Source organism: Pandoraea commovens (assembly GCF_024704525.1).
GTDB lineage: Bacteria > Pseudomonadota > Gammaproteobacteria > Burkholderiales > Burkholderiaceae > Pandoraea > Pandoraea commovens.
Map to the genome: position 1 here is coordinate 1,284,234 of NZ_CP102780.1, position 20,818 is coordinate 1,305,051.

General features: G+C 62.6%; 19 protein-coding genes. 12 read left to right on the top strand and 7 right to left on the bottom strand.

Translation table 11 applies throughout. From position 1 onward, the window contains the following. Positions 1-31 precede the first annotated feature (31 nt). The 3 genes from NTU39_RS06345 to NTU39_RS06355 form a co-directional block, all read right to left on the bottom strand. On the bottom strand, positions 32-892 hold the full coding sequence (locus tag NTU39_RS06345) for a DUF72 domain-containing protein (RefSeq protein WP_257959517.1): 861 nt from the start codon (positions 890-892) through the stop codon (positions 32-34). A 124-nt stretch (positions 893-1,016) separates the two neighbouring features. Continuing rightward, entirely contained in the window at positions 1,017-2,771 is a 1,755-nt protein-coding gene (locus NTU39_RS06350) for a chloride channel protein (protein WP_150665327.1), read from the bottom strand. A gap of 116 nt (positions 2,772-2,887) precedes the next feature. Then, positions 2,888-3,325, bottom strand: a complete 438-nt coding sequence (locus NTU39_RS06355; RefSeq protein WP_150665256.1) for a MarR family winged helix-turn-helix transcriptional regulator — start codon at positions 3,323-3,325, stop codon at positions 2,888-2,890. Between the two features lie 250 nt (positions 3,326-3,575). Here NTU39_RS06355 and NTU39_RS06360 point away from each other — a divergent pair, with 250 nt between their 5' ends. Beyond that, a complete protein-coding gene (locus NTU39_RS06360) occupies positions 3,576-3,818 on the top strand; it encodes a hypothetical protein (RefSeq protein ID WP_039400430.1) in 243 nt (80 codons plus the stop codon). Positions 3,819-3,894: 76 nt separating this feature from the next. On the opposite strand, the gene NTU39_RS06365 is transcribed toward NTU39_RS06360, so the two are convergent. After that, positions 3,895-5,124: a porin gene (locus NTU39_RS06365; RefSeq protein ID WP_246184643.1), complete on the bottom strand. Its 1,230-nt coding sequence runs from the start codon at positions 5,122-5,124 to the stop codon at positions 3,895-3,897. A 383-nt stretch (positions 5,125-5,507) separates the two neighbouring features. On the opposite strand from NTU39_RS06365, the gene NTU39_RS06370 reads away from it, so the two are divergent. From NTU39_RS06370 to NTU39_RS06390, 5 genes are all read left to right on the top strand, one after another. Next, on the top strand, positions 5,508-6,455 hold the full coding sequence (locus NTU39_RS06370) for an N-formylglutamate amidohydrolase (protein WP_150665255.1): 948 nt from the start codon (positions 5,508-5,510) through the stop codon (positions 6,453-6,455). Next, complete coding sequence (locus tag NTU39_RS06375; protein ID WP_150665254.1) at positions 6,452-7,246, top strand: IclR family transcriptional regulator; 795 nt, start codon at positions 6,452-6,454, stop codon at positions 7,244-7,246. Before NTU39_RS06370 ends, NTU39_RS06375 begins: the two co-directional genes overlap by 4 nt. 67 nt (positions 7,247-7,313) lie before the next feature. Beyond that, positions 7,314-8,801, top strand: coding sequence for a YfcC family protein (locus tag NTU39_RS06380; RefSeq protein WP_257959518.1), 1,488 nt, complete (start codon positions 7,314-7,316; stop codon positions 8,799-8,801). Positions 8,802-9,061: 260 nt separating this feature from the next. After that, complete coding sequence (locus NTU39_RS06385) at positions 9,062-9,550, top strand: hypothetical protein (protein ID WP_150665252.1); 489 nt, start codon at positions 9,062-9,064, stop codon at positions 9,548-9,550. Then, positions 9,537-10,157, top strand: a complete 621-nt coding sequence (locus NTU39_RS06390; RefSeq protein ID WP_257959519.1) for a hypothetical protein — start codon at positions 9,537-9,539, stop codon at positions 10,155-10,157. The genes NTU39_RS06385 and NTU39_RS06390 overlap by 14 nt, the downstream gene beginning before the upstream one ends. Here the strand turns inward: NTU39_RS06390 and NTU39_RS06395 are convergent. After that, a complete protein-coding gene (locus NTU39_RS06395; protein ID WP_257959520.1) occupies positions 10,114-11,562 on the bottom strand; it encodes a DEAD/DEAH box helicase in 1,449 nt (482 codons plus the stop codon). The two genes, NTU39_RS06390 and NTU39_RS06395, sit on opposite strands and share 44 nt — an antisense overlap. Positions 11,563-11,686: 124 nt before the next feature. On the opposite strand from NTU39_RS06395, the gene NTU39_RS06400 reads away from it, so the two are divergent. The 4 genes from NTU39_RS06400 to ahpF all read left to right on the top strand — a co-directional run bounded on the left by NTU39_RS06400 (position 11,687) and on the right by ahpF (position 16,211). Beyond that, positions 11,687-12,967 carry a helix-turn-helix domain-containing protein gene (locus NTU39_RS06400; protein WP_257959521.1) on the top strand — a complete coding sequence of 427 codons (1,281 nt, stop codon included), beginning with the start codon at positions 11,687-11,689 and terminating at the stop codon, positions 12,965-12,967. A gap of 44 nt (positions 12,968-13,011) precedes the next feature. Next, positions 13,012-13,692, top strand: a complete 681-nt coding sequence (locus NTU39_RS06405; protein WP_257959522.1) for a Vgb family protein — start codon at positions 13,012-13,014, stop codon at positions 13,690-13,692. A gap of 167 nt (positions 13,693-13,859) precedes the next feature. Continuing rightward, a complete protein-coding gene (ahpC, locus tag NTU39_RS06410) occupies positions 13,860-14,423 on the top strand; it encodes an alkyl hydroperoxide reductase subunit C (RefSeq protein WP_039372199.1) in 564 nt (187 codons plus the stop codon). A 195-nt stretch (positions 14,424-14,618) separates the two neighbouring features. Further along, on the top strand, positions 14,619-16,211 hold the full coding sequence (ahpF, locus tag NTU39_RS06415; RefSeq protein WP_257959523.1) for an alkyl hydroperoxide reductase subunit F: 1,593 nt from the start codon (positions 14,619-14,621) through the stop codon (positions 16,209-16,211). Between the two features lie 83 nt (positions 16,212-16,294). Here ahpF and NTU39_RS06420 read toward each other — a convergent pair whose 3' ends face one another. After that, the gene (locus tag NTU39_RS06420; RefSeq protein WP_174984848.1) at positions 16,295-17,050 is read right to left on the bottom strand and encodes a 4'-phosphopantetheinyl transferase family protein; all 756 of its coding nucleotides are present in this window, start codon (positions 17,048-17,050) and stop codon (positions 16,295-16,297) included. A 416-nt stretch (positions 17,051-17,466) separates the two neighbouring features. Here NTU39_RS06420 and NTU39_RS06425 point away from each other — a divergent pair, with 416 nt between their 5' ends. After that, entirely contained in the window at positions 17,467-18,465 is a 999-nt protein-coding gene (locus NTU39_RS06425; RefSeq protein ID WP_150665245.1) for an aldo/keto reductase, read from the top strand. A gap of 98 nt (positions 18,466-18,563) precedes the next feature. On the opposite strand, the gene NTU39_RS06430 is transcribed toward NTU39_RS06425, so the two are convergent. Then, complete coding sequence (locus NTU39_RS06430) at positions 18,564-19,583, bottom strand: sigma-54-dependent Fis family transcriptional regulator (RefSeq protein ID WP_246184642.1); 1,020 nt, start codon at positions 19,581-19,583, stop codon at positions 18,564-18,566. Between the two features lie 300 nt (positions 19,584-19,883). Here NTU39_RS06430 and NTU39_RS06435 point away from each other — a divergent pair, with 300 nt between their 5' ends. Further along, positions 19,884-20,798, top strand: a complete 915-nt coding sequence (locus tag NTU39_RS06435; RefSeq protein WP_150665243.1) for a LysR substrate-binding domain-containing protein — start codon at positions 19,884-19,886, stop codon at positions 20,796-20,798. The last annotated feature ends 20 nt before the right edge of the window (positions 20,799-20,818 follow it).

The window sequence follows — 20,818 nt, forward strand, 5'->3', positions numbered from 1 at the left end:
CGCTTTGTGCGCCGCTTTTTCTATGGGCGTCTTATTTTCGCTTGGCGAGGGTCTCGATCATCGCCATTGCCGCAGCCGGGTTACGTTCCTTGAAGCCGCTGATGACATAGAGAAAGACGTCGCGATGCTTTGCCTTCGGTGGGGCTTTGGCCACTGTATCGAGATCGTCCGGAACGCCGCCGTTCGCGAACGTGGTCGCGCGGTCCAGCCACTGCGTCATGGCTTTCGGGGCGTAGCCGAGCTTGTAGCGTTCCTCGGTGCCCATGAGGCGTGCATAGACGAAGGGCGCGGTGACGTCGGCGATGCACGGAAACTTGGCGTCTCCGGCGAGCACGATGGCCATCTTGTACTTGCGTGCGAGCGCGACGAACTCGGGCACGGCGAAGGTCTCGTGGCGGACCTCCAGGGCGTGGCGAATCGTGTGCCCGTTTGCGGACGTCGGCAACAGGCTCAGGAAATGCTCGAAGTCCTCGGCGTCGAACTGTTTCGTCGGCGCGAACTGCCAGTTCACCGGGCCAAGCTTCTTGCCGAGTTCCAGCACACCGGTGTCGAAAAATCGCGCCACGGATTCACCGGCTTCCGCCAGCACACGTCGGTGCGTGGCGTAGCGCGACGCCTTGACCGAGAACACGAAATCGTCCGGCGTTTCGTCGAACCAGTTGCGGAATGTTGCGGGCTTTTGCGAGCCGTAGAAGGTGCTGTTGATTTCGATGGACGTGAGGTGACGGCTCGCGTATTCGAGCTCACGTCGCTTGGGCCACTTCTCTGGATAGAACGAGCCTTGCCACGGCGCGAAGTTCCAGCCGCCGACGCCAATGCGAATGCGCGCGTCAGGGGCTTGGGACCGCGTTGTTGTGGAAGACGAAGCTTTGGAGGATCGGGTCGTCGCCATCGGGCAGAGGCGCACGCGCCGGTGCGCATTCGGTGGGAGGAAGCCCCGATGGTGGATCAACGGCCGGGCGCGCGTCAATGGTGCTGACGCGCGCCCGGCGCTTAACGCATGCGTGCGGCGATGCTTAGCGACGTTTGCGTCCGAGGTGCAGCATGCGTTCGCGCACTTCCTCTTCCGAGCGCCAGTGTTCGGCCGGTTTGACGAGGTCGCTGCGGCTGATGATGCCAATGAGCTTGCGCGAGGTGGCGTCGCTCACCACCGGCAGACGCTCCAGATGGTGCGCGGCGAAGCGGGCCGATACGATGCGTCCGGTTTCGGACGGCAGGGCGACGAGCGGCGGATTCACGCCGTATAGCTGGCCCAGTGTTTGCAGACCTTGTTCCTGTGCCCGCGTGAGCGCCTGACGATCGACCATGCCGAGCACGGCGCGCGATGCGTCGATCACCGGATAAGCGCGGTGACGTTGCGTCACCCCAAAGGCGCGTTGCGCCGCTTCTTCGATGGTCATATCGGCGACAAGCGCTTCCGGCTCGCGCGTCATCAACTCGCCGACGTGAAGGCGTTCCAGCGGATCGACGCCATACTCACGATGAATGTGACGTCCGCGCCGCGCAATCTTCTCCGTCATGATCGAGCGCGGCATGATCCAGATCGTTACGCCATACGACACGCCACAGGTGAGCAACAAAGGCAGCAGCGCATTGACGTCGTGCGTGAGTCCCAACGCGAAGACGATGGCCGTGAGCGGGGCACCGAGCACGCCCGCGAGGGTGGCAGCCATGCACACGAGCGCCCACAAGGTGATGTCGCCGCCGGGCAGAATCGGTGCGAGCAACGTCCCCAGACCTGCGCCGATCATGAGCAGCGGGGCCAGCACGCCGCCGGAGGTGCACGAGCCGAGCGCAATCGCCCAGATCAGCGCCTTGACGAGCAGCAGCGCCGCTGCCGCATGCAGCGTGAAATGACCGGCGAGCAGGTCGGCGATCACGTCATAGCCCACACCCAGCGCGCGCGGTTCAAGATAGCCGCCGATGCCTACGGCGAGGCCGCCGATGGCTGGCCACCACATCCAGTGCACGGGGAGCTTGTGGAAGGCGTCTTCGATGGCGTAAAGCGCGCGCGACATCCCGGCCGACAGCAGCCCGGCGCACACGCCCGCGATCACGCATGACACCAGCGCAATCGGGGAGACGGCGGGCGTCGTCATCGGGAAGAGCGGCCCGGCTTCGAGCAGCAACGGACGCGCAAAACCGGCGACGGCACACGCCACGATCACCGGCAGAAGACTGCGGGGGCGCCATTCGAACAGCAACAGTTCGACAGCGAGCAGCACGGCCGCGACCGGCGTGCCGAACACGGCGGTCATGCCCGCCGTGGCACCGGCTACGAGCAGCGTCTTGCGTTCGGCGGCGCTTAGGTGGAAGTACTGAGCGATGAGCGAGCCGATGGCCCCGCCCGTCATGATGATCGGACCTTCCGCGCCGAACGGTCCGCCGCTGCCGATCACGATGCCGGACGACAACGGTTTGAGCACGGCCACGCGCGGCGACATCTTGCTCTTGCCGAAGAGAATCGCTTCGATCGCTTCCGGAATGCCGTGGCCGCGAATCTTGTCGCTGCCGAAGCGCGCCATGGCGCCAACGATCAGACCGCCGATGACCGGCAGCACGATAACCACGGCACCGAGCGTGTTGCCCGCAGGCGAGCGTGGGGCGAACGAGAGCGTTTGATAGAAGAAGAGGTTGGTGAAGCCCTGAATCAGGTTCAGCAGCAACCAGGCGGCGGGTACGCCGCAAAAGCCGATGACGGCGGCCAGTGCGATGAGGCGTGGCAGTCCCGGCGCACGTGCGAAGTCGCGGGCGTGTTCCGGCAAGGCCATGGGCGCGAGCGGTGAGTGATGGGCACTCGACGCTTGCGTCGACGCAGCTTGAGAAGTCGGCTGAGAAGTCGGTTGAGAAGCAGGTTGAGAAGCGGATGCCATGACAGTCCTGGGAATTACAGATGAACGCCACGAATGTGGAAGATGTCCGCAAACGTGCTCAATTCGTTGCGGTGCTGCGCAGCGAGATTCGCGAGGCAGGCTTCGCCGGTCGGCGAGAGATGCACCTCGACCACGCGCCGGTCGCTCTCGTTCTGGCGGCGAGTCACGAGGCCAGCCTTCTCGCATCGGGCGACGAGGGCCACTACGCTGTGGTGCACCGCTTGCAGGCGCTCCGCCAATTCACTGATGGACGCCCACTCGCGTCCCGGGATACCTTTAACGTGCAGCAACAACAGATATTGCTGGGGCGTGATGCCCCCTTCGCGTGCCGCCGTCTCGCTGAAATTGAGGAAGCGGCGCAGGCGATAGCGAAACTCGGAGAGCGCTTCGAAATCGCTCTTGGTCAGCGCGTCACCTGTGATCGGTGCGTTCGGCGGAGTCGGTGCAGTCATAAGTCGGCCGTCAGGGAAATGGGATGTGTCCGAAAACCGAAAAATATATCACATCGCGATATATTTGCTTGGTCTTAGGGATAGCCGGGGTGACAATTCGCGGCTGATGCGTGCAGAATCGCGAAAAAACGAGACTCAGTAGTGACTGGAAACTCGATCCCCGCCAAGACGTAGCAGTGCCGGAGTGCTGTTCACCGGGAACCGGCGACAGACGTCTTCCGAGCGGGCCGACCTCTGACAGGGAGGAGACATGGCTTCCACGGTCCGACGCCGCTGGCGTACGGGTACGTTGTTGTTGCTGTCGGTGGCACTTGGTTCGACCGTTGCCGCTTATCACTACGCCACCGGATTCGAAATCGGTGGCGGTGTTTTTCAGCAGATTGGCTTCGGACGTCAGGGCACGTCGTCCGGACATGCCGCGCATGCGCGCGGTGCGCCGTCGCGCTGTTCCGGAAGCGATTGCCGGGACGACGGGGAGTCGCCTCCCCGCTGATGTTCGGCAAAGCACCGCCGCACCCCGTTGCAGGGTGCGGCTTTCCTATGCTTTCCTACCTTTGATCCGAGCCGTGTCAGAACGTATGACGCATGCCGATGGTCATGGCGTTCTGCGTCGCGTCGCGTCCCGGTGCGCCACCCGTGATGCCCGGGTTGTACATGTCCGTCGCGCGCAAGTTGGCGAAGTACGTGTAGATGTCGGTGCGTTTGGACAGGAAATAGTCCAGGCCGACGTTGAATTGCAGCAGACGACCCGTCGCCGGTGCGCCCACGAACGAGTAGCGCGAGTGCAGGACTGCGCCGATCAGTTCCAGATTCGGCAATACCCAGTAGTTCACGCCCACGTCGAAGACGTTCGTCGCGTTGTTGTTCGATCCGGCGGCCGCGAATGCGCCACTGCTTGCGGTGCTGGTAAACGTCGTGGCGAACGGGGCGGCGGTGCCGCCAAAGCGTGCGAGCGGCTGCAACGTGCGCGACCACGACGCGTAGACGCGCGCCTTATCCCACTTGTAGCTCGTGCCGACCATCCACGTGCGGATACACACTGCGCCTGCGTTGCCGTAGGCCGGATCGCAGCCTGCGCCGGATGACGCACCCACGTCGCTCGACGTGTTCGTGCTCGCCGTGCCCGTGCCCAGACGCGACTGCCAGTAGCCGAAGCCCACACCGAAGCCGCCGTACTTGTAGTTCGCACCGAAGCCCAGCGATTGCCCCGTGGCCATCGACCCGGCGGTGCCGCCGAAGCCGTACGTCACATTGGCGGTCAGCCCGCGGAAGTCCGGTGTGTCGTAACGGATCGAGTTGTTGGCGCGATTGCCGCCCACGCGGTCGAGGTTGTTGTCGTGAACGCCGTTGATGAAGACGCCGAAGTTGTAGACGCTCGAATACCAGGTGGCGATCTCGTCGATGTAATCCTTACGACGGCCGATTTGCACCGTCCCGTACGGGCTGGACAGGCCGACGACGGAGGTGCGTCCGAGCGGCAGATTGCCCTGGCCGGACGTGCCGTTGGCTACTGAAAAGCCGCCCTCAAGAATGAACAGCGCCTTCAGGCCGCCCCCGAGATCCTCCGTCCCCTTCATGCCCCAGCGCGATTGCTGGAGATCGCCGCTGTCCACGCTGAACCGGCTGCCCGTGGCGGTGCCGGTCGGTCCCGCGACTTTACTGACGTAAGTCAGTCCGCTGTCGATCAGGCCGTAAAGCGTGACGTTGGATTGCGCGAGCGCCGACGTGCTGAGCCCCGTCAGTGCCATTCCCATCCCCATGACGGCCACGCGAGCGATTGGCCAGGCCTTGTGCTTCATATCCCCCCTCCGGGTGTTGGTGTGAAATTCGGCTTGTTACAAATGTTTTAATGATTAAAACAATGTTTTGAAAATTATCGATTCGATGCTTCGGAGACGTCAACCGACGAGAAAAAAATCGAGCGGGCAGGAGGAGAGGGGATTGCCGAATTTTGTATTTCAATCAATAAAACATGCTTGATGGCATTGGTTTTTGTGATGACTGGCAGCCGGGCATTTGCCATCTCCTGCGTCGATGACAGATTCCTCAATTGACCGGCTCAAATTTTTGAGGTTTAATTTTTAATACGTTGTTTTAATAAATAAAACAACGAGGATTTATGAGTTTCGATGGCAGCGATTTCGACCGGACAGCGGTCGTGGGAACGCGGAAAAAATTTTTGATGGTGACGCAAGAAAACAACAAGGCTGGAGGCGCGAACCTCACAACGGTTTCGTCGGCAGACATTTGCGTGTCGCATAGCGAAGCGTGCGTCGTCACGCGTCCGGCTGCGGGCGCGGTCGACGCTTCGCTGCCGATCGTGTTCGACTCGCCGCACAGCGGCGTCGGCATGCCGGACGACTTCCACACGCCGGTGCCGCATGAGGCGCTCCTCACCGGCTGGGATGCCTTCGTCGCCGAGCTTTGGGCGTGCGTGCCGCGCCACGGCGGCACGCTGATCGCCGCGAACTTCCCGCGCATGTATATCGACGCCAATCGTGCCGTGACCGACATCGATGCCGACATGCTCGACGCGCCCTGGCCGGGTCCGATTGCACCGGAGAAGTACTCGGCGCGCGGCATGGGGCTGCTGCGTCGTTACGCCTTGCCGGGCGTGCCGATGTACGACCGGAAGCTGACGGTGGCCGAGGTGCGTCATCGCATCGACGCGTATTACCTGCCGTACCGTCAGGCACTGATCGACGCGGCGCAGGACGCTTTTGCACGTCACGGCGCGTTGTGGCACGTCGACTGTCATTCGATGAAGTCGCGAGGTAACGCCATGAATGTGGACGACGGTGCGGCGCGCCCCGACATGGTGGTGAGCGACCGGCTGGGCACGACGTCCGATCCGGTGTTCACGCAGTGGGTCGCCGATCAACTGCGCGAACTGGGCTATCGGGTGCAGGTCAACACGCCGTATCAGGGCGGCGATCTGCTCACGGCGGTGAGCGATCCGGCCCGCCGCCGTTCGAGCCTGCAAATCGAAATCAACCGCGCGTTGTACATGGACGAAGCGCGCTTTGTGAAGCACGCAGGATTTGATACGCTCGGGCGCCATCTGGAAACGTTCACGGCTGCGCTCGCCCGGTGGGTCCGCTCGCAGTCAAGCCCGAAGGAAATCCCATGAACTACATCGTCGATTCCGTCGACAGCGCCCTGAAACTGCTCTCGCTCGTTGCGGAGCATCCTGGGTTGGGCGTGACCGAGTTGTCCAACCGTCTGGGCATCAATAAGTCACGCACCTATCGCATGTTGTGCACGCTGGAGCACAACCGCTTCGTGCTGCAGGACGAACGCACGACGACCTACGCGCTCGGCCCGCAGGCGTTTGTGATCGGGGTGGCTGCGTCGCAGCAGAACATTCTTGTACGCGCGGCGCAGAAGCACATGCTGACGCTCAATCAGGCAATCAACGAGACCGTCGTGCTGCGCGTGCCTGAAGGGTTGGAAACGGTGTGCGTCGCACGCTGCGAGACCACGCATCAGGTGCGCTCGGTCGGCTCGGTCGGCAATCGTCGGCCGCTCAGCTCGGGGGCGTCGGGCAAATTGCTGCTCGCGTTTTCGCAGGACGCCATTCGCAACGAGTTTTTCGCGCGGATGAAGCACGTGCCGGTCGCGGCCGACGCGATGGCATTCGCGGATGAACTCGCCGCCGTCGCCCGCAAGGGCTATGCGATGAGTGCGGGCGAAGTCACGAGTGGCGCCGTCGCCATTGCGGTGCCGGTGCGCGACGTGTCCGGTGAGGTTGTGGCAGCCCTCTCGATTTCGGGACCGGAAGCGCGCATCAGCCGTATCGAGATCCCGGATTATCTGGAGCGTCTGCAAGCGTGCAGCCGTCAGATTTCCGCTGAACTGGGTTACACGGGCGGCGCTGCCGCACCGGCCTCGTTCGAGGCGCAAGCCAATAAGGTGGCGTAGCCGACTGCCTCAGGCGCGGTGCGACGTCATTTCACGAATACAACAAGAGACAACAGGCAAGACAGACATGACAGCACTCGCGCCGACACCCGTCGACGGGCACCCCGCATCCCCGCAATCCGAATTGCCGGACCCGCCCGCGGGGCCTACCGAGAAGCCACACGGCAAGATGTTGCACCCCGTCGTCATGATGTTGTGGGTGCTCGTGATGGCTGTAGCGATGACCTGGTGGGTCGATGCCGGACGCTTCGAGCGCGACGGCAAGCTCGTGGTGCCGGGCACGTACGAGGTGGTGCCCAAGACGCACGACATCGGCATGCTTGTCGCGCCCAAAGCCACGCACAGCACCCCTGAGCAGGCACAACCGGCGAACGTCGTCTCCGCGTTTCTTTCGGTGCCGCAAGGGTTGGTGAAGAACGCACCGCTCATCTTCATGGTGATGTTCGTCGGCGGCATGTTCGGTGTGATGCGAAAGACGGGAGCCATCGACGCAGGCATTGACCGGCTGTTGCAACTCACGTCCGGCAATATGTACGTGCTCGCACCGCTGCTGATGGTGCTGATCGCGCTGGGCAGTACGCTGCTCGGCTTCATCTCCGAGTATCTCGTCGTCATTCCGATGGTGATGGTGCTCACGCGCCGCCTTGGACTGTCGAATCTGTTTGCCGTCGCGCTGGTGGCGATTGCGGCAAAGATCGGTTACATCGCATCGGTGACGAACCCGCTGGCGCTCGCCGTGGCGCAGCCGCTCGTCGGCTTGCCGCTGTTCTCGGGGATCGGTCTGCGCATCGCGGTGTTCGTGGTATTTCTGGCGCTGGGCATCGCGTACTTCCTGTGGCATGTGTATCGCAGTGAGTACCGGCTAAGTGAAGCGCGCGCGCAGATGGCGACGGTGGCGCATCTGCATGCGCGGTTGTCGGGGCGTCACAAGGCGACGCTGCTTGTGCTGGCTGTGGCGGCCGCGATGCTCGTCTACGGTACGCGCGAACTGAAGTGGGGCAATCTGGAGTTGTCGGCCTTTTACGTGCTGACGAGTCTTGTGACGGCCGTCGTCGGTCGTCTCGATTCGCGCACGGCGGCGGACGCGTTCGTCGAGGGACTCAAGGGCATGATGCTCGCCGGGTTGCTGATCGGTCTGGCGGCGTCCGTCGAGATCATTCTGCATGGCAGCTATGTACTCGATACGCTGATCAACGACTTCACGCGCACGGTGCGCGGACAGTCGGCGGTGGCAGTGGCGAACGGGCTGATGGGCGTGCAGATGGCGTTGGACGTCTTCATTCCCTCGGTGTCGGGCAAGGCGGCGGTGAGCATGCCGATCATCGGACCGATCGCGCAGCTCTCGGGCGTCAGTCCGCAGACGTCGGTGCTGGCATTCCTGCTCGGCGGCGGACTGACGAACATGATCACCCCGACCTCGGGCATGCTGCTCGCGTATCTCGCTACGGCACGTGTGGGGTTCGGTCAGTGGATCAAGTTCATCCTGCCGCTGTTCCTGGTGCTGCTGTTGCTCTCGGGCGGCGCACTCGCGTTCGCGGTGGTGACTGGGTATTGAGTAATTTGCGTAGGGCTTTGTGAAAAGCTCGGCAATTTCCGATTTTCGTTTCGAAGGCACTGGGTCTATCGGAAGCCTTCCGTATGCGCCTCACGCCGTAGTTTCAAGCCGGAGGCGTACCGCTTCACATCTCCCAGAGCAAATGCCCGCGTCGCACACGTTAGTGCGTCACGTACGCTCATGACTTCTTCAACCCCTCGGCGATGGTGCCGCGAGCGAACACTTCGCTGCGGAGTCCGCCGAGTCCTGTGAGTCATGAAATGAGTGAATTACGTCGGGAAAAATCTTTCCTCCTCAAGCAATATCTCGAGCGCGTAGACGCCTTGCTACAAGACGCGACCCGGTGGTGTCATCGACACAAGCTGGAGGTCGAAACTCGACTTCAGTTGTTGAGTGAGGAAAGAGAGGGGAAGTACGAAGCGCCTGCTTTGTACATCTCAAAAGATGGCAATCTGCTGGCCAAAATCGTTCCGGCAGCGTCTGATGCCCTCGCCGCAGATGGCCTTGTGGAGATCGTTGGTTCGTACACATTCCACAATCTGGTGTTCTACGGAGAGTACGACCCGGGGTTCAAATCAGCGACGATTGTCATTCGCCGACCCGGGAATCCGCTGAGAGGGCGGCTCGTACGAAGAATAGAAGAGAACGGATGGTATTGGATTGAGTCGAGGGTACGCCGCGCGGTGCTGCTCGATGAAGCGCTGTTCATGGACTTGCTTGCGGACGTTTGTGGCCATGACATTCATTAATCCACTGGAGGTCGTCTATCAGGCATATCGCGTCTCGCATGAGAGTCTTTTCGTTGTGGCGTACATTGCGCGTGACCATGTTGATGGGGTACTCGTGCCACGGGCTGGACTCTTTAGTGCTGTGCGCGAGGACGTTGAAACCGCCTTGGTGAACGCGGAAAAACAAGCCGCCGAACTCGCAGTTTTCGCGCTTTTCGCCACGTTTGAACGATACGTCGTCGAGCGATTGCAGACGGCAAATGAGTTGCTGGCCTCTGGACATCCCTCGGGATATTCGCGCAAGCTTGCCGAGAAGTTCAAGTCAGAGGTCGAGTACTGGCGATTCGACGAGATTCTCGACCTTTTCAAACCGGAGTTGGACGTAAATCTGATCGGACGCGCGAAGCAGATCAAAAGATACCGAGATTGGATCGCGCACCGGAACACCAACAAGGAACCTCCTACAAAGGTGTCCCCGGATACTGTGTTTGAAGTGCTAAGCAAAGTCGTAGACGAAATCAGTCAGACGCACGATGTTCCGAGCGGGGCCGACCGCAAAATGCTCGCGTCACCGCAGAGCCAGATCAGCGTTTGCCGCGACCACCCGAAGGTTTACCGGCAGGCTTAAGCAAATTCGCGACGGAGTCTTTCGCGGGCTTGCTACGCGTCTTTTGTCCGCTGAACGGGTTGCCGCTAGCGGGCTTCGGACTGTTACCCGTCGACGCCGGGCGCTGTGCCGCGGGTTTGTGCTTCTTCTCGCCGTGTTGCGGCATCGCCTTCTTGCTAGGCGCGGGTTGCTTGCCGACGCCGCCTTGCGGAAGGCTCGGCACCTTCGGCTTCTTCGGCTTTTTCGGCTTCTTGATGATTTGCCCCGTCGCGCTGGTCTCCGGCACGCGGTGTTCGGCTTCGAAGCCGGGTTCTTCCTCGCGACGCAGCGTTTGCTGGATCAGTGCTTCGATGGCGGCCAATTGTGGCGCTTCATCGGCACACACGAGCGATACGGCCACGCCGCTTGCCCCCGCGCGACCGGTGCGGCCGATCCGGTGTACATAGTCTTGCGCCACGATCGGCAGATCGACGTTGATGACGAGCGGCAGGTCGTCGATGTCCAGTCCCCGCGCGGCGACGTCGGTCGCCACCAGCATCTGCACTTCGCCCGTCTTGAATCGCTCCAGCGCACGCAGTCGTGCGGGCTGCGGCTTGTCGCCGTGGATCGTGTCGACCGAGTAGCCCGCCTCATCCAGAACGCCCGCCAGATAGTCCACGCCATTACGGGTCTTGACGAACACCAGCGCGTGCTTCCAGTCGTTCTCGGCGACCAGATGCATGAAGAGATCCGGCTTGTTGCGCTTGTCCACCGGGATGACCCACTGCTTGATTTTGCTGGCCGTGGCATTGCGCGGACTCACGCTGATGTCGACTGGCTCTCGCAAAATGTTCGCGGCCATCGCGCGAATGTCGTCGGTAAACGTCGCGGAGAACAACAGCGTCTGACGTTGGGCCGGGAGCGCCGCAAACACTGCGTTGAGTTCTCGCGCGAAGCCCAGATCCAACATACGGTCGGCTTCGTCTAGCACCAGCGTCTGCACCTGATCAAACTGCACGGCGTTCTGGCGATTCAGATCCAGCAGACGACCCGGCGTTGCCACGAGCACATCTACGCCCTTGCGCAGCTTCATCATTTGCGGATTGATGCTCACGCCGCCGTAGGCTGCGAGAAATCGCAAGCCAAGTCCCTTGCCGTACTCGACGAAGCTTTGCAGCACCTGTTCCGCCAGTTCGCGCGTGGGCACCAGCACCAGCACGCGCGCCCGGTTGCTGGACACTTGCGGTCCGAGTTGCACGAGACGTTGCAACAGCGGCAGCGCGAAACCCGCTGTCTTGCCCGTGCCGGTCTGCGCGGCTGCCATGACGTCCTTGCCCGCGAGGACGGCAGGAATCGCCTTCGCCTGCACCGGCGTAGGCGTCTCGTAGTTGAGATCCTGCAAATTCCGCAGCAACGGATCGATCAGACCCAACGAGTCAAAAGACATGGACGTATTCCGGACGAAAACCCCGATTTTAACGGTTACTGGGCCTAGAACTTTGCATCCGTCGTGCGACCGTTCGACAGGACCCGGTCCCGGACTTGGCTGTCGCGCGCGGTAATATCCCGCGATGGACTCCCTCATTGCCGCTTCGGCCCGCGCGCTGGCGTCGGGCGATCCGCTCGGCGCACTGCGTCGCGTGGCGCTTCGCGATGACCCGCCGGCCCTTGCGTTGCGTGGGATTGCGATGGCGCAGCTTGGGGATTTCGCTCGCGCCCGGGATCTGCTCAAGCGTGCTGCGCGTGGCTTCGGCACGCATGAGTCGGTCGCTCGTGCACGGTGTGTCGTTGCGGATGCCGAGGTCGCGCTCGCTATGCGAGACCTCGGTGGCACGCACCGGTCGCTACAAGCCGCTGCGTCACAGCTTGCCGAGTGCGGTGATTTCCCCAACGCCATGCTCGCGCGGTTGATCGTTGCGCGGCGTCTGTTGCTGCTCGGCAAACTCGATGCCGCAGCACTTGCCCTGCAAGATGCGCCGTTGCCCCATGCACCTGCACGATTGACGGCCGTGCATGCACTGACGACAGCAGAACTTGCCTTACGTACGCTACGCATCGCCGACGCTCATGCCGCGCTCGCCCAGGCGCAGGCCGCAGCGGCGACCGCCGACGTTCCGGCGCTCAGCGCCGAAGTGCGGCGTCTTCGCGAGACGATGGGGCGTCCGGCAGCGAGACGCTGGCATCGCGATGGCGAACAGATGCTGTCGCTCGCGGAGGTCGCGAAACTCCTGCACTCGGACACCCTGGTGGTCGATGCCTGCCGTCGAGGTATCGGGACGGGCAACGTGTGGCGTCCGCTGGCCAGACGGCCGGTGCTGTTCACGCTTGCGTTGCATCTGGCGCGTGCGTGGCCAGGGGATATCGACAGAGAGACACTGATCGCCGAGGCGTTCCGCCTGCGTCGTCCCGACGAGACGCATCGGGCGCGCCTGCGTGTCGAAATCGGACGCTTGCGCAGTGTGCTCAAAGGCATCGCTGAGATCGATGCAACACCGCGCGGCTTTGCCTTGCGCCCCCTTGACGTTCACCCACGCACTCACGCAAGCGAGCGAGCCACGACAGTCGCCGCTCCTGACATCGCCAGACCTTCCGTGACCGTCCTGCTACCGCCCATCGACGGCGAGCGCGCCTCGCTCGTCGCGTTGCTGGCAGACGGCGCGGCCTGGTCGACGTCGGCACTTGCACTCGCATTGAACGCGAGCCAGCGCTCGGTCCAGCGCGCACTCGGCGAACTGGAAGCGGAAGGGCGCGTGCGTGCCGTCGGCCTCGCGCGGGCGCGGCGCTGGATGGCGCCGCCGCTCACCCAATTCACGACAATTTTGTTACTCCCTGCCGGATGGTCGTTTGGCTAGAGTGGACTTGCACGCCGAACGCGGCGTAACAACCGGAGCCTGATATGACGAGCACACCGCAACGAAACTTCCGCACGGCCGCCGTGAGCGCAGCCGACATCATCAGCGAATACGGCCCCTTTCCGGGCATCGATCGCATCCACGGCGTGACCTTCGACGGGCAGCAGGTATGGGCGGCGACAGGCGAGACCCTCGTCGCCTTCGATCCCGCGAACGGCAAGCTCAGCCACACCGTCGATGCGCCGAGCGATGCGGGCACCGCTTTCGATGGCAAGCATCTGTACCAGATCGCCGAGTCGCGCATCGACAAGATCGAGCCGTCCACCGGCCGCGTGGTGCATTCGATTCCTGCACCGGCAGATCGCGGTAGTAACTCGGGTTTGACGTGGGCCGAGGGCAGTCTGTGGGTCGGACAGTATCGCGACCGACGCATCCTGCAAGTCGACCCGACCGATGGACGCGTGCTACGCACGATCGAATCCGATCGCTTCGTGACCGGCGTGACGTGGGCGAACGACGAACTATGGCACGGCACGTGGGAGAACGACGAGAGCGAACTGCGCCAGATCGATGCCGTCAGCGGCGAAGTTATGAGGCGTGTCCAGATGCCGGACGGTCTGGTCGTGAGCGGCCTCGAGTATGACGGCAACGGCACGTTTTACTGCGGCGGCGCAGCCAGCGGCAAGGTGCGCGCGGTGCGTTATCCGAAGGGCTCGAACCGCTGAGAGGGTCCGAATCCCGTGGCCGTCCGGATGGGGGCGGTCGTCATAGCAGCCAGGCTATCGGCCCCGATAGCCTGGCTTAATCGCATAGATTTCAATAATCAATTTCTATATATCGATAGCATTCGGCATACTGGCAACACTTTCCACCCCGTCCAAGAGACTACGACATGCCGATCATCAACACCCAGATCAAGCCGTTCAAAGCCAACGCCTACCAAAACGGCGACTTCATCACCGTGACCGACGAAACCCTGAAGGGCAAGTGGTCGGTGGTGGTGTTCTACCCGGCCGACTTCACCTTCGTGTGCCCGACCGAGCTTGGCGATCTGGCCGACCATTACGAAGAATTCAAGAAGCTGGGCGTGGAGATCTACAGCGTGTCGACCGACACCCATTTCACGCACAAGGCCTGGCACGACACGTCGGACACGATCCAGAAGATCCAGTACCCGATGGTGGCGGACCCGACGCTGGCGATCTCGCGCAACTTCGACGTGCTGATCGAAGAAGAAGGCCTGGCGCTGCGTGGCACGTTCGTGATCAACCCGGAAGGCGAGATCAAGCTGTGCGAAATCCATGACAACGGCATTGGCCGCGACGCCAAGGAACTGCTGCGCAAGGTGCAGGCAGCGCAGTACATCGCCGCTCACCCGGGCGAAGTCTGCCCCGCCAAGTGGACGCCGGGCGCTGAAACGCTGAGCCCGTCGCTCGACCTGATCGGCAAGATCTAAGCACCACCCAGAGTTTCACCGGTAGTACCGCAGCAAGCGCCGCTCCTGTCACGCAGCGGCGTCACCTGCCGGCGCGCGGGTCCCCCCTAAAGCCCGCTGCGCCGGCACCCAACCCCGAATTCCCGACGCTTACCTGCGCCAGCCCCCGGCCGACGCGGTGGACCTCGCTCACCCTATCGAGACGGAAAAACAGCCATGTTGGACGCGAACCTCAAAGCCCAGTTGCAAACGTATCTCCAGAAAGTCACGCGCCCCATCGAAATCGCCGTGTGGCTCGACGATAGCCCCAAGTCTGCAGAAATGAAGGCGCTGGTCGAAGAGATCGCCCCGCTGTCGGACAAGATCGCCGTCGTGGCACGCACCGATGCCGACGAGCGTCGTCCGTCGTTCGCGATCGGCACGCCGGGCGAGGCACCGCGTATTCGCTTCGCCGGATTGCCGATGGGCCACGAGTTCACGTCGCTGGTGCTGGCACTGTTGCAGGTCGGCGGTCACCCGCTCAAGCTCGACGACGACACCATCGAACAGGTTCGCGCGCTCGATGGCGACTTCCGCTTCGAAACGTATATTTCGCTGTCGTGCCAGAACTGCCCGGAAGTCGTGCAGGCGTTGAATGTGATGGCGCTGATCAATCCGCGTATCCAGCAAGTCACCATTGACGGCGCGCTGTTCCAGAGCGAAGTGGAAGCGCGTCAGGTGATGGCCGTGCCGACGGTGTTCCTCAACGGCGAATCGTTCACGCAAGGCCGCACCAGCGTGAAGGAACTGCTGGCAAAGCTCGACACGGGGGCGACGGCGCGTGCAGCGAAAGCGCTGGAATACAAGCCGGTCTACGACATGCTGATCGTGGGTGGTGGCCCCGCAGGTGCGGCGGCTGCGATTTACGCTGCTCGCAAGGGTATTGCGACGGGCGTAGTGGCTGAGCGTTTCGGCGGTCAAGTGCTCGACACGATGGCCATCGAGAACTTCGTCTCCGTCACGCACACCGAAGGGCCGAAATTCGCCACGGCGCTCGAACAGCACGTGAAGACGTACGACGTCGACATCATCGACACGCAACGTGCCGAAGCGCTCATCCCAGGCAAGATTCACGAAGTGCATCTGACCAGCGGTGCGGTGCTCAAGGCCCGCGCCGTGGTGTTGGCCACCGGTGCACGCTGGCGTGAAATCGGCGCGCCGGGCGAGCGCGAATACCGCAATCGCGGCGTGGCCTACTGCCCACACTGCGACGGCCCGCTCTTCAAGGGCAAGCGCGTTGCAGTGGTTGGGGGCGGCAACTCGGGCGTAGAAGCGGCCATCGATCTGGCGGGCATCGTCAAGGAAGTCACGCTGATCGAATACGGCACCCAGCTGCGCGCCGACGAGGTGCTCCAGCGCAAGCTGCGCAGCCTGCCGAATGTGCGTGTGTTGATGAATGCGCAAACGACCGAGATCGTCGGTGACGGTCAGAAGGTGAACGGCCTGACTTACCTCAACCGTGCGACGGGCGAGCGTTCGACGATTGCGCTCGAAGGCGTGTTCGTCCAGATCGGTCTGGTGCCGAACACCGAATGGCTCAAGGGCACGGTGTCGCTCTCGCGTCATGGCGAGATCGAAGTCGATGCCAAGGGCGCGACCTCGGTGCCGGGTGTGTTCGCCGCAGGCGACGTGACGACCGTGCCGTTCAAGCAGATCGTGATCGCTGTCGGCGAAGGCGCGAAGGCGTCGCTCGGCGCGTTCGAACACCTGATGCTCAGCTCGGTAGAAGACGAAGTCGACGCCGAGCAGAACGAAGCCGCTGTGGCCTGAACACGCATCGGGTCATTGTCGTTGCCATGAAGTAAGCCGCCCTCGGGCGGCTTACTTTTTTTGCGTCGAATGCGTGATCGACGTCATGCGTCGATGCGCTCGACGCTCACCCCCCCTGCGCTGGAGACGGTGCCCGTCACGCGCAGCGCCGGGTCCAGCCAGTCGGTCATCGCCCACACGCCATGTGCCACGCGACGTTGCCAGGCGCGCAGCGGCGCTTCGCTCATTGGCAGGGCCGACAGGTCGATACCGCTCATCTCGTCCAGCGTCGTGCCGCCGACCTTGATCAGGCTCTCTTTGCGCGTCCAGAGACGCAACCAGGCCAGCGCACGTGGCGACGGTGCATGATGCGTGCAGGCGACGCTGGCGAACGCGCCGAGTCGCTTGCGCTCGCGCTCGTTCAGGCCGGGGAGGTCGACGTCCGGGGCGAGTGCTTCGTCCCAGTGTTCGACGTCGATGCCGACGGGCAAGATCGCGCACGCCGCAGCGACCGCGCCCCGGGTGTGGCTCAGACTCACATGCAAGCCCGGATGCGCAGGCAGACGCGGGCGTCCATGCGCACCGCCACATTGCTCGCAGCGCTGCACGAGAACATAGGTGCGCGCTGCCGGGCCGGGCGTGTCCGGACGCCCGGTAATGCGCGCCGCAGCGACCCGCGCCAGAATGTGCGCTGCAACATAATCCTCCCGATCGGACGGTCGGGAAAACGCGTCCGCCCGCCTGCGCTCGTCCGGGCTCAGATGCGCGGCCCATCCCCTGAATCGGGCCAATACGTCTCCCGAAGCCCCGTAAAGCGCCAGCCCCGTGCCCGCTTGCACGGCGTTCTTGTCGTTGTTCATCGTGTGTCGTGCGCCTGTGGGTGGCGAAGACAAATGACGGACTCCAAGCAATTTGGATGCCATATCGACAGACACGTGTTCCCTCTGTGAACGGTTACTTTCGATGCCGCATCACATACGCGGACACCTGTCGCAGGCTGCGACAGGTGTCGCAGCTTCGGACAGCTGTTTGCGCAGGTGTGCGATGTCGAACACGCGTTCTAACCGCGATGTCGCGCGTCGCCATCGGCACGATCGTCAGTCGTGTTCCGAGCAGACATGCGGGTTACGTGAGGGGAGTGCCGTTCAGCGCGACGATTCGAATGAAATGCCGACGTCGCAGACAAAACAATGGATCGAAACTTGCATGGTGAAGACGACGTACCGGCGTCGACCGACAGACGCCGGACCTACGACCACTTCAAAGGAGTTCGACAATGCTGCCAACACGCCGATTGGGGAAACAGGGGCTGGAAGTCCCCGCCATTGGGCTGGGTTGCATGGGCATGCACTATGCCTATGGGCCTTCCGACGAAGCTGAATCGGTTCGCGTGCTGGAACGGGCGATAGCGCTCGGTTGCAATTTCTTCGATACGGCGGAAGTGTATGGCCCGTTCGAAAACGAGCGTCTTCTCGGACGCGTACTCAAGGGCCGTCGCGACAAGGCGATCATTGCGACGAAGTTCGGATTTCGCTTCGAGAACGGAGCGGTCACGGGGGCCGACAGCCGACCCGAGCATATCCGGGAAGTGGTCGACGCCAGTCTGTCGCGGCTCGGCACGGACTACATCGATCTGCTGTATCAGCACCGCGTCGACCCCAATGTGCCGATCGAAGACGTGGCGGGTGCCGTCGGCGAGCTCGTCAAGTCGGGCAAGGTGCGTTACTTCGGGCTTTCGGAAGCCAGTGAGCGTACCGTCCGTCGCGCGCATGCCGTGCATCCGGTCAGCGCGTTGCAAAGCGAATACTCGCTCTGGCATCGCGATATCGAAGCGTCGATTCTGCCGTGTCTGCGCGAGCTGGGCATCGGACTCGTGCCGTTCGGACCGCTCGGGCGTGGCTTTCTGACGGGCACCGCGCGGCGCGCCGAGGATTTTCCGGAAGGCGACTCGCGTCGCACGTCGGACCCGCGTCTGCAAGGCGAGCATTTCGAGGCGAACGTGAAGCTGGCGCAGACGCTCGCGGGCTACGCGGCGCAAATCGGCGTGACGCCTGCGCAATTGGCGCTGGCGTGGCTGCTCTCGCGCAGCGACGACATCGTGCCGATTCCGGGCACGCGTCGCATCAGCCGTCTTGAGGAGAACCTCGCGGCGGCGAGCGTGCATCTCGACCCGGGCATGGTGCGCGCGCTCGACGCCCATTTCGGCACGAACGCGACTTCCGGAAACCGCTACAAGCCGACCGCCATGATGGCGTTGCTGGCGGATCCGGCGTAGTGGTGTAAGGGGATGGAAGAGAATTGAAGCGAACGGTGGACGAGGGGCGCGAGGCGTATGCGGCCCCGTCGTCCGGCCGTTCGTTTCTCGCGTCGATATCAGCGATCCGGTCCGAGCAACACGTCGCTGCCCATATCGCGCACATGAGGAATATGCAGTTCACGCAGTTTGCGATAGAGCGACGTGCGGCAAATGCCGAGTTCGCGAGAGGCGGCGGAGATATTCCAGCGTCGCGACGACAGCACTCGAATAATGATCTCGCGCTCGCCGTTGGCGATGGCCGATAGCGATGCGAGCGGTGCGATCTGGATGTTGCCAGCAGGCCCTGACGCCACGGACGCGCCCGGCGAGAAGGCTGCCGGTGTCATCGCTGGCGCAATCGCGGGAGCCATCGCACTTTGCAGCAGATTCGCAGGCAGGTCGGACACACGGATCGTGTCGCCGCTCCTGACTGCACAGGCGTACTGAACGGCCGCACGCATCTGACGCAGGTTGCCCGGCCACGCATAGGACAGCAGTAGCTCACGCGTCTCGCGATCGAGCGATTCGAAACTGGCTTTGCCGTGAGATTCGGCGACGATCATCGCGTCGAGCAGCCAGGCGCGGTCCTGCCGCAGACGCAGTGGCGGCAGATGCACGATGCCGACGGCTACGCGGTAATAGAGGTCTTCGCGAAACGCCCCCGTCTGCACGCGGGATTCGAGATTCTGGTGCGTCGCACAAATGAGTTGCAGGTCGACGGGAACCGGCGCGGACGCGCCGATGGGCGTGACTTCCCGCTCGGAGAGTACGCGCAACAAACGTGTCTGCTGTGCGAAGGGCATATCGCCGATTTCGTCGAGGAACAACGTTCCGCCATCGGCCTGTACGACCTTGCCCTTCATGCCGGTGTTGAGGGCACCGGAGAAGGCGCCGCGTTGGTATCCGAACAATTCGCTTTCGATAAGGTTTTCGGGAATCGAGCCGCAATTGACTGACACCATGCTCGCCTGACGGCGTGCGCTGTAGTCATGCAGGGCGCGTGAGAGGTACTCCTTGCCGGTACCGGTTTCTCCGAGAATCAGAATGGGAAGTTGGCGATCGATGAGCAGTCTGGCACGCGCGAGGGTGGCCAGCATGGAGGGATCGCTACCGCAGAGCCGGTCAAGCGTTGGCCGGGAGGAGTACTGAAAGTTTGCGTTTGAACGGTCCAGCGGATCGTGGGCGTACATAGCGTCTCTCATTGACTTTATAGGAATTGGCGGGCGCTGCGTTTGGCGGCGCGGTATCGCATCATGGCGAATGCCGTGGGGGGTGCTCCATAAAGCAAGACCAAGCATAGTTCGATTCGCGAGCGGTCTCCAATACCATATGATGCGATGACTGATACCGGTTCGCTATGAATAGAAACCGATGTTCTTTTAAGGGGGGAAGGCTCCATGGAACTGAGGCAACTTCGCTATTTCGTAGTACTGGCCGAAACACTCCACTTCGGGCGCGCAGCGAATTTGCTGCACATCTCGCAACCGCCGTTGTCGCGTCAGATCGCGATGCTCGAAGAGGAGTTGGGGGTCGTATTGTTTCAACGCACACAGCGCAGCGTGGCGCTCACTGCGGCAGGACAGCGTTTCTATCGCGACGCACGCTCTGTGCTCGCCACGCTCGATCAGGCGCGCTCTCACGCACGCGCGGCCGAAGTCGGCGACTCAGGCATGCTGTGCGCCGGTTTCATGTTTGCGGTCGCATGCAGCGTGCTTCCCGTGCTCACGCGCGCATTTGCTGCGGCGTTTCCGCGTATCGAGGTCAAACTCAAAGAGTCGATTCCGACCGACCTCGCCGCCGAACTTCGCTGCGGCAAGGTGGACGTGGGCATCATGTATTCCTCCGATGCGTCGGTCGAGCTATGCACGGAAACCATCTTCCGCGAACCGCTGGTGGCGGCGCTGCCTGCCGGTCATCGGCTAGCAGCGCGCTCGGCCATTTCGGTTGCCGAATTGCGTGACGATGCTTTCATCATTTCGCCGCGTGAAGCATCGCCGTTCATCCACAACACCATCACGGACCACTGTCGCCAGGCAGGTTTTTCACCGCGTATTCGACTGGAGACGAACTTCCAGCAGACGATCGTAAATCTGGTCGGACAGCGCCTCGGGGTCGCACTGGTGCACAGCTCGATGCGCAGCACGCGCGCAGAGAACGTGCAGTTCGTGCCGCTGCTGCACGCGCCGCATATCGACGTGGCGTTGGTATGGAGCGCGACCAGCAGCAACCCGTGCGTACAGCGCTTTGTGCAGACGGCGCAGAACATCGGACTGTTCGAGCCGTCGGACGCGGCACTTCAGGCCTGCGCCTGAAGTGCCGGTGTCGGGGTAGC